Origin of the sequence: uncultured Succinatimonas sp. (genome assembly GCF_905203285.1) — a bacterium.
In the GTDB taxonomy this organism is placed as follows: Bacteria; Pseudomonadota; Gammaproteobacteria; order Enterobacterales; family Succinivibrionaceae; genus Succinatimonas.
The window spans coordinates 1-7,920 of the sequence record NZ_CAJKVK010000087.1 but is presented as its reverse complement, the minus strand read 5'-3'; the positions used below and the strand labels follow the sequence as shown (position 1 = coordinate 7,920).

Annotated in this window: 10 protein-coding genes and 1 pseudogene; 5 read left to right on the top strand and 6 right to left on the bottom strand. The window is 39.0% G+C overall.

What is annotated here, in order from left to right; genetic code table 11:
• Positions 1–445: 445 nt before the first annotated feature.
• The 3 genes and pseudogenes from QZ019_RS08260 to QZ019_RS08250 form a co-directional block, all read right to left on the bottom strand.
• Positions 446–1,012 (bottom strand): annotated as a pseudogene (locus QZ019_RS08260) (ATP-binding protein); the annotation flags it as partial.
• A 92-nt stretch (positions 1,013–1,104) separates the two neighbouring features.
• A complete protein-coding gene (locus QZ019_RS08255; RefSeq protein WP_295484089.1) occupies positions 1,105–1,434 on the bottom strand; it encodes a hypothetical protein in 330 nt (109 codons plus the stop codon).
• A gap of 81 nt (positions 1,435–1,515) precedes the next feature.
• Positions 1,516–1,731 (bottom strand): hypothetical protein, encoded by a 216-nt coding sequence (locus tag QZ019_RS08250; RefSeq protein ID WP_295484088.1) that lies wholly within the window; start codon positions 1,729–1,731, stop codon positions 1,516–1,518.
• 375 nt (positions 1,732–2,106) lie between these two features.
• Here QZ019_RS08250 and QZ019_RS08245 point away from each other — a divergent pair, with 375 nt between their 5' ends.
• Together QZ019_RS08245 and QZ019_RS08240 are read left to right on the top strand one after the other, a co-directional pair.
• Positions 2,107–3,210 (top strand): IS110 family transposase, encoded by a 1,104-nt coding sequence (locus QZ019_RS08245; protein ID WP_295484086.1) that lies wholly within the window; start codon positions 2,107–2,109, stop codon positions 3,208–3,210.
• Positions 3,211–3,349: 139 nt separating this feature from the next.
• Positions 3,350–3,475 (top strand): hypothetical protein, encoded by a 126-nt coding sequence (locus QZ019_RS08240; RefSeq protein WP_295484083.1) that lies wholly within the window; start codon positions 3,350–3,352, stop codon positions 3,473–3,475.
• 64 nt (positions 3,476–3,539) lie between these two features.
• Here the strand turns inward: QZ019_RS08240 and QZ019_RS08235 are convergent, their stop codons facing one another.
• Positions 3,540–3,749, bottom strand: coding sequence for a hypothetical protein (locus tag QZ019_RS08235; protein ID WP_295484081.1), 210 nt, complete (start codon positions 3,747–3,749; stop codon positions 3,540–3,542).
• A gap of 82 nt (positions 3,750–3,831) precedes the next feature.
• The gene (locus QZ019_RS08230; RefSeq protein WP_295484078.1) at positions 3,832–4,386 is read right to left on the bottom strand and encodes a hypothetical protein; all 555 of its coding nucleotides are present in this window, start codon (positions 4,384–4,386) and stop codon (positions 3,832–3,834) included.
• 264 nt (positions 4,387–4,650) lie between these two features.
• Between QZ019_RS08230 and QZ019_RS08225 the strand changes: the two genes are divergently transcribed.
• The 3 genes from QZ019_RS08225 to QZ019_RS08215 all read left to right on the top strand — a co-directional run bounded on the left by QZ019_RS08225 (position 4,651) and on the right by QZ019_RS08215 (position 5,731).
• Positions 4,651–4,860, top strand: coding sequence for a hypothetical protein (locus tag QZ019_RS08225; RefSeq protein ID WP_295484076.1), 210 nt, complete (start codon positions 4,651–4,653; stop codon positions 4,858–4,860).
• Positions 4,861–4,898: 38 nt separating this feature from the next.
• Positions 4,899–5,096 carry an IS110 family transposase gene (locus tag QZ019_RS08220; RefSeq protein WP_295484074.1) on the top strand — a complete coding sequence of 66 codons (198 nt, stop codon included), beginning with the start codon at positions 4,899–4,901 and terminating at the stop codon, positions 5,094–5,096.
• A gap of 329 nt (positions 5,097–5,425) precedes the next feature.
• Positions 5,426–5,731: a hypothetical protein gene (locus QZ019_RS08215; RefSeq protein WP_295484072.1), complete on the top strand. Its 306-nt coding sequence runs from the start codon at positions 5,426–5,428 to the stop codon at positions 5,729–5,731.
• Between the two features lie 247 nt (positions 5,732–5,978).
• Here QZ019_RS08215 and QZ019_RS08210 read toward each other — a convergent pair whose 3' ends face one another.
• On the bottom strand, positions 5,979–7,748 hold the full coding sequence (locus tag QZ019_RS08210; protein WP_295484069.1) for an ABC transporter transmembrane domain-containing protein: 1,770 nt from the start codon (positions 7,746–7,748) through the stop codon (positions 5,979–5,981).
• Positions 7,749–7,920: the final 172 nt, after the last annotated feature.

Genomic DNA, 7,920 nt, shown 5'->3' with positions numbered 1-7,920 from the left:
CGGGAAATGAGAGTAGAACAGGGAAAACTAGAGATTTATGCTTCTAAAGTCGGGAGGCAACAAAGACAACCATAATGACACACATTGTATCTAGCATGCCATGCATATGTCGGACATCAAAACGGTAAAAATTAGATATTCCGCGCAAAGTGATCCGGCAATCCTCGTTTTTTTCATATGTAATCTGCTTGGGTGATCTATCCCCTCCCCAATTTTCTTTCGTGATCTGAAAGCCTTTAATGCTGGGGTATTGATTTTGTTTACAAATTTGGTCCCGCATCCCAGTTTCCTCCCCTTATTCCTTTACGTTTTTATACTTCATTAACGGATTTCTTAAAGCTCTCATATTGAGATTGCCTAAAGTAATGGTAAGACTGTTCTGCACGATGCGTTCGATAATAGCTTCAGCCTAAGTGTTGCCGCCGAGCATCGCATGCAAGTCCTCTTATTTGCTGTAAGTGCAGAATATGGTGTTACTGGTTGTATAGCGTCCTTCCATAATATCAAGCAGGAATGTGCTCAAACTATCGGAAGCGGCTCTAAGCATCCATTCGTCAATCACCAATAAAGCAGGACTAATGTATTTTTGCTGCAGATTTTTTAAAGAGCGGTTATTGTGATAACAGTCCTCCTGCTCCTGCTGCAAATCAGGAAGTCTTATATATTTAACTCTAAAACACTTGCCGATAGCCGCTTTAGCGATGGCGCAGACAATATGGGTCTTACCGGCTCCGGTAAGTCCTTCGATGATGATATTGGTCTTATTGCGCATAAAGTCACTGCTCCCGAGCTCTATCATCAGCTCTCGGGACAACAGGCGATCCGCTTCATAATAAAGTCCGGCGATCGAAGCCTGCTGCTCCCTCAATGTTGCGTTTTTAAGCAAGTTGTTGATTAACTCATTGATGCGGTTTTGGTACAAGCGATTGGTGATCACTTCAAATTTACCGATAAAATTGAGGTTTACGCACTCGGGTTCTGCACAAAGCTCATCAACGTGGTCGGAGAGCTCGTCAAATTTAAGCTAGGTAAATTTGCGGATGACATCATCATGAAGATAGTGTTTGATGTTAACTGGAGTCATTATGCTTTACCTACGTTACGTTATTTAAGTTTGGCATAATAATCGGCACCGCGCAGATAACCTCCCTGATGAAGAGACTTACCGTCAAAATTAACGCTTGAGTCGACAGAAGCTTTTCCCTGTTGCTCTAAAATTATGGCGCTTATATGCTTGTATCTGGGGGTACTAATCTTGCCGAGTGCTATTTCGCAGGCCCGTTCAAGCTCGTTTTTCCCGTATTTAGTACTGAGTCTGAGAACGGAAAGGCACGGATTATCCCCCTGCTGCTCAAATTCACAGGAGGCAAAAATCCGCTTAATTACTTTTGCGGTATTTTCTCCGATGCTTTTTGCCCACTTTTCAATCCGCACTTTATCAAACTCAACGTAATTTGTTTGTTTGGATAAATCTTCGTCATGGGTACTGTAACGGTTGGATGCCGTTTCGGTAAATCAGGGATGACTTGCCAGCAGGATATCATTGTCGTAAATCCGTACCATATTGTCATTAAAGCTTTCATAAACCGATACTTCATGCCCGATGTAAGTATGCGGACAGGAGTAAAAGTTCTTTTTATACGAGATATGGCTGTTGGGCGCAACTTTAACTTTATACCACCACTGACTTACATCAAAGGCAAAACTCCCGTTCCCAATTGAACATCTCAAATCTTGACCCGTCAGCCTTACTGAAGGGATTGTTCATTATATTCTTTGTTTTTAATTGCCACCGCCATGCATAATTCAAAAATAATAATGACCGACAATCACAAGCGACTGAATGAAAGCGGAGCTGACAGTAAGTTTGAAAAGTGCTTTCTATAATAAGAATAGAGAAACATACTATTCCGTTCGTTTTTTTGATACTTGGTTATCGTACAAAAATTAGAAAGTAAGGAAGCAGTCGGACAACGACTTGAAACGCTTTCTGCTCTCTTAAAGCGATTTCGTATATAAAAAAGAATATATGACCAAGTCATAATATGCTTTTCGCATGCTTCCTTTTGTCTCTCTATAAAACTCCCGAGAAACAAGGAGGTTTCAATGACCAATATAGCAAAATTACGGTCAGGGGAAGCAGTTTTTTCAGCTCTTTATAAGACGGCTGTCGGTATTGACGTTCATGAGAAAAAGATGGTCGCCTGCTACCAGAGTTCCCGTTTCGGCAACGGTGAGCTCAAGACCGAGCATCGTGATTTCGGAACAACGCAGCGGCAGCTTGAAGAATTGACGGCATGGTGTAAAAACTTAAACCCTGAGATTATTTTATTTGAAAGTACCGGCGTATATTGGGTTTCGCTGTATGAAAAGCTTGAACAATCAGGATTGGCGCCTGATAAAGTTGCCGTACTAAACGGGCGGGACGTAAAAGCAGTACGCGGCAGGAAAACGGATTGGGCTGACGCCAAAAGACTAACGGAAATCGGACGTTACGGAGCTTTTAAAGCCTCGTTTATCCCATCCAAACAGGTACGTGACCTGCGCTTTATGTTCAGGTCATTAAGCGCGTTAAAGAAAGAAAAGCAGCGAACGGTCAATATACTGCACAAGCTTTTTACCTGCTCGGGACTTAGAGCTTCCCAAGTGTTCAGCGATATCAGGGGCAAAGCCGCGACCGTGATAATGAACGCCGTGATTGCCGGAGTGCAAGGCGCGGAATTGATGAAAGTGATTAGAAGCAATTGTTCAAGGCTTAAAGCATCGGCTGAAGATATTTATGCCGCACTGCAGGGAGACAGAGCTTCACCTTTGTGGCATATCATAAAAATCTTCTCCGAGCATTATCGGCATACTTTAGAGCAATATCAGGCTTTGTTTGAATTAATCGAAGATTTAATCAAGCCTTTTGCGCAGACAACCGCGTTGCTGGGTACCATTCCCGGAATCAAACAAACCACGGCTATGGGATTGGTTTGTGAATTAGGCGATGATTTATCTAAGTTTACGAGTGTCAAGCATTTTTGCTCTTGGCTCGGAATTTGTCCCGGCAATAGTGAATCTGCAGGAAAACGCTATTCGGGAAAATGCGCTAAAGGCAACAAATATTTGCGAACTTTATTGATTGAAGCCGCTCAGGGTGTTGCTTTAAGTAAAAAAAGGCTCTTTATTCGAACAGTTTCAAACGTTAAAAGAACGTCGCGGACATAACCGCGCTATTGTTGCTATTGCGCATAAATTAGCCAAAATCATTTTTGCCGTATATCGGGATAAAACCTCATACAAAGAGCAGGCATCGGGTCAACTTAAAGAGCATCGCATCAAGCGTTTGGCAAGAGCAGCAAGCAGTTTGAGCGAAGTAAACTTGAAAGTACGCGATCCGATAATATTAACTGATACTGTAACCGAAAAACCTGAAAGATTAATTGAGATGTCTGAGCATAAAGTTAAATTGAGACGAAAACTCAACGGTTAACGGCAGATTGAACGATAAGATTAAAAATTAGCTTAAATGCTAAGAGGTAATTATTGTCTATAGACTAACAATAGCTTTCATATAAAAACGAAAAAGAACGGTTTCTAAGCCTCGCTATGACGAAAGTCCGGCAATCACCGGCGGTATTTTCGGCATTGAGTTTATCTTTAGGTTTTTTGACTCGTGCCAGCATAATTGCGACATGATAATAAGTTCCCAAACGTTCATACTCGGTGTTGAGTATGATTTTCCCTTCACGCGGATGTTTGGTCACTCCCGTTTTCAGATTATCTGCAGCTGTACTCCTTTAAAGAAGTTAAGCATATTGACGTTACATCTGAGCCACGTGTTCTTTTTCATGTCCAAGCTTGGCTCGATATAGGTATAGCGACTAAAAGACAAAACTCCGACGAACAAATAAACTTTACACTCCTTACCATGGCGTAAAGGCTCATGGTTTTGCCCGCCCAATCGACTTCGCAGCTTACTCTGGGCTTACGGACAATATGACTGGTAAACTCATGCTCTTCAACATACTTACCGTAGTCACCACAGAATTTAGAATATTTGACCGGAACCTTATCTTCCGTATGGGCTTTAGCAGCATATTCCTGCCATAACAGCTTTAACGTAACTCCGACCCGGCGCAGCTCCGAATGTACTGCCCAATAATCAGGCTTAGCATAAAAATCCTCATTGAGATATTCATACTTATGCGGATAAACGAGTTTATAAACTTCATTTTCGCTTTTGGTTATGACATCGCGATAAGAAAGCCCTAAACTTTTGGCTATTCTGCATACTTCATTGACCAGACGTCGTGAAATATGCCGGGAATTGGCTATTTCGGTGCGTGATAAGCCTTTATCTCTAAGTTCAAAGATTAATTTGACATTTACTTTGCGGATCATAATTAGCTCCTAAATTAAAATCACAGAGCAGAAATACCCTGCATTTAAGAGCGTAAAAGATCCTTTGTATTGGATGACTGGATCACGGTCACGGATTGAGGGGCTGAAATTCAAAAGATCCCAAGAAAATATCAACGGCCCCTTTGTTGCAGATAGGCAGATCCTTTTCTATGTAAGATCCAGTAAAAATCAGTAATTGAAGCTAATCAGGCATTGATATCACTACTTAAATTAAGAGATTTAATTATCAAGCAGAAAACACAGATGCAGAATAATTTGCGCGGATGTTTCTATGAGTTGGGTGTCATTTGCGGCAGTGGCAGTGAAAGCTTAATTGAAACAGCAGAAAGATTGGTGAAAGAATTGCGCGAAGAAAACAAGGAGTGGTCTGAGTTGATTGCAAAGATTAGTAATTGCGCAATCGGCCTCATAAAGGTCAGGCAAAACAACTTCAGACCATTGATGAATATATAGCAAAATATACGCAGGAAAATGAGTCTTGACGCAAATTAATGACAATTCCCTACGTAGGTCCGGTAACAGCGGCAGCGATGTACGCGGTCATGTTTGACCCTGATAACTTTAAAAACGCCAGGCAATTTACCGCATATGCTGGATTTGCTCCGACCCTTACTGGAACCGGATGCAAAGTCGTTATGGACGGGATACTACTTAAAGGTAATCCGGTATTAAAACAAGTACTGTATTAGGCATGTCCTGCCATGTACAGCAGAAACAAAAGATTAAAGTATCAACCGGAAGAAAATGAAGACGCTTGGCTTGCCCACTTATCACGACGTCAACCGGTAAAGAAGACCGTCTGTGCTGCTGCCGATAAAATCTGCCGTATTTCCTGAGCGCTGTTGCATAACGGAGAATGTTATGCTGATGAAAAGTGTTCTTTCGGCATAACGGCAATTAATAATAAGCAAATACACACCCGACATATGTACGACAGCATCATCACTTTAAGTGAGGATGCTGAAGACAATAAATACAACCGTTAAACTGAAGAACAAGGGAAATTAAAGGTACACACATGCAGGACAGTGAAAACTGTAAACACATTGCGCATTATAACGCAGCACACGAAAGAAGAAGGTATGCTGTTCTTCAAGAGCATACAGGCTCAAGTTGCCGGGTATCGTATTACGAAAAACCCGAATGTAGGCAGGATATAGAGTTGAAAATTCAACTTGAAATAAAAGATGTAAAAAGCATGTCTTTAATTTTCCGCAGCCCGAATTTTGCTGTTGGTAACGACGCCCCCTATGTTTGCATGAAAACGCGAGGTGAGATGTACTCACTAACGGTAGAATGCATGAAGGCTAAAAGCAAGAGATAAACAATCAGGATTAAACAGAAGATCAAAAAATTCGTGATTGCATACATAAAGGTATGTAATAAAAACACGTGCTTGATAAAGCTTACCAGATAATCAGCAATGAACGGTAATAGATTGTTATATAACGATAATTACTGATTCAGGATAAATAGGAATGGAGGCTTGAAAAATTTACCTTTATCGCTTGACCTCAGATCAGTTTCCATATAGGAGTATCTTTGTGTTTATACACAATAAACTAGAGTTTTTACTTAAACTGAGATAAATACAAATTCGCATAAACGCCCTTTTTCTCTAAAAGCTCTTCATGCGTACCCTGCTCTGCAATTTGTCCGTCATTTAACACCACAATCTGATCGGCATCTCTAATCGTTGATAAACGATGAGCAATTACAATTGTGGTTTTCCCTTTCATCAAATTATCAAGCGCCTGCTGCACAATTTTCTCTGATTTGTTATCAAGTGCCGATGTTGCTTCATCTAAGATTACTAAAGAAGCATTTTTAATAATAGCTCTTGCAATTGCAACACGCTGCTTTTGACCGCCGGATAAAGTAACGCCTCTTTCACCAATCTTGGTATCAATTCCATTTGGCAAAGTCTTTAAAAACTCATCAAGACAAGCGCTTTTTACTGCAGTTTGTATTTCTTCTTCGGTTGCGTTTTCCCTTGCACAAACGATATTTTCTCTAATCGTTCCTTCAAATAAAAAATTATCCTGAAAAACCACTGCAATTTGAGAACGAAGTGACGATAACGAATAATCTTTGATATTTTTACCGTCAATTAAAATTGATCCTTTAGTTACATTGTAAAGTCTTGGGATAAGTGAGCATACAGTTGTTTTACCCCCACCCGAGTTACCGACTAAAGCAATCTTTTTACCTACAGGAATTGTTAAAGAAATTCCTTTTAAAATCTCACGCTTTTTATCATATGAAAAATGAACGTTTTTAAACTCAATGTTATTTTTAATAGTTTCTAACTTTAATTTATCTTCTTCGCTTTCTTCTTCAAAAGATTTTCTATCTAGAATATTGTAAATGCGATCAAGAGCCAACAAAGACTGCTGCACGCTTATATAGTTGTTACCGATAAATTTTAACGGAGCGTAAAGCATCATCAGAGCTGCGATAAACGAAACAAACGCGCCTAATGTAATCGTTCCGTCTAAAATTAAATTCACACCAAAATATAAAACTCCGGCAACGCCGCAAGCGCTAATTAAATGTAAAGCAGGTGACAACCAATTACTGTTTCGGATAAGACGCATTCCAAGATCAAAAAGATTATTTGCTTTATAATCAAAATCATCTTCCATATATTGTCTTAAACCAAAAGCTTTAATAACTCTAACGCCTGTCGCCGTTTCGTTGTAATGAGTATACAAAGCAGAAGACCCGGTAACAGTTTGATCTATTACTTTCTTAATGGCCCTTTTAACAACAAATAAAGGAACAAAAATTACAGCCAAAGCTCCTAAAGCGACTAAAGATAGTTGCCATGAGTTATATAAAAGAACGCCAATTAAAGAGATTGATGAAAAAAAACGCGTTAAAAATAATTTGATGTTTGAAATTAGACCTTTTGATGCATTATCTGCATCATTATAAAAACGAAAAATAACATTTCCACTAGAGTTTTTATCATAAAAATTTGTATCTAAAAACAACAATTTTTTATAGAGCTCAGTCTTGATGGAAAAACTAATTTTTGTACCTACATAATTATTTACATAGGCAGATAAATAAATAAAAACTCCCTGAACTAAGGTAAAACCGATAATGATAATTGGAACATAATCAGCAAAAGACTTTTGTTGCTCAACCATTACGTTATCAATAAAAGGTTTTAAAAATGAAGCTATAACGGCATCTAATGCTCCTACAGGGATTGTTAAAAGTATTCCTAATACCCCTATCATCCATATTGGTTTCAAAAAAGGCCAAAATTGCTTGTATCCGCGAATAAAACTAGTCTGATGACTATCGTCTTTTTTCTTTATGAAAATTTTCAATTTTTTATTTCCATAATAAAAAACATTACACACTTTATATATTAAATTGCTAATTTCTTAATATTTTGTGACAAGATAGTATAATATATTATGTTTTTACAACAAAGGTTATTTTCTTATGGCAAAAATTTGCGTTATAGGTGCAGGATACGTCGGAATGTCCCTTTCCGTA

Bases quoted from the DNA above. Each gene is read 5' to 3' on its own strand.
- QZ019_RS08215 (WP_295484072.1), top strand. From the start codon at position 5,426: ATGCAGGACAGTGAAAACTGTAAACACATTGCGCATTATAACGCAGCA.
- QZ019_RS08225 (WP_295484076.1), top strand. From the start codon at position 4,651: ATGCAGAATAATTTGCGCGGATGTTTCTATGAGTTGGGTGTCATTTGC.
- QZ019_RS08245 (WP_295484086.1), top strand. From the start codon at position 2,107: ATGACCAATATAGCAAAATTACGGTCAGGGGAAGCAGTTTTTTCAGCT.
- QZ019_RS08220 (WP_295484074.1), top strand. From the start codon at position 4,899: ATGACAATTCCCTACGTAGGTCCGGTAACAGCGGCAGCGATGTACGCG.
- QZ019_RS08230 (WP_295484078.1), bottom strand. From the start codon at position 4,386: ATGATCCGCAAAGTAAATGTCAAATTAATCTTTGAACTTAGAGATAAA.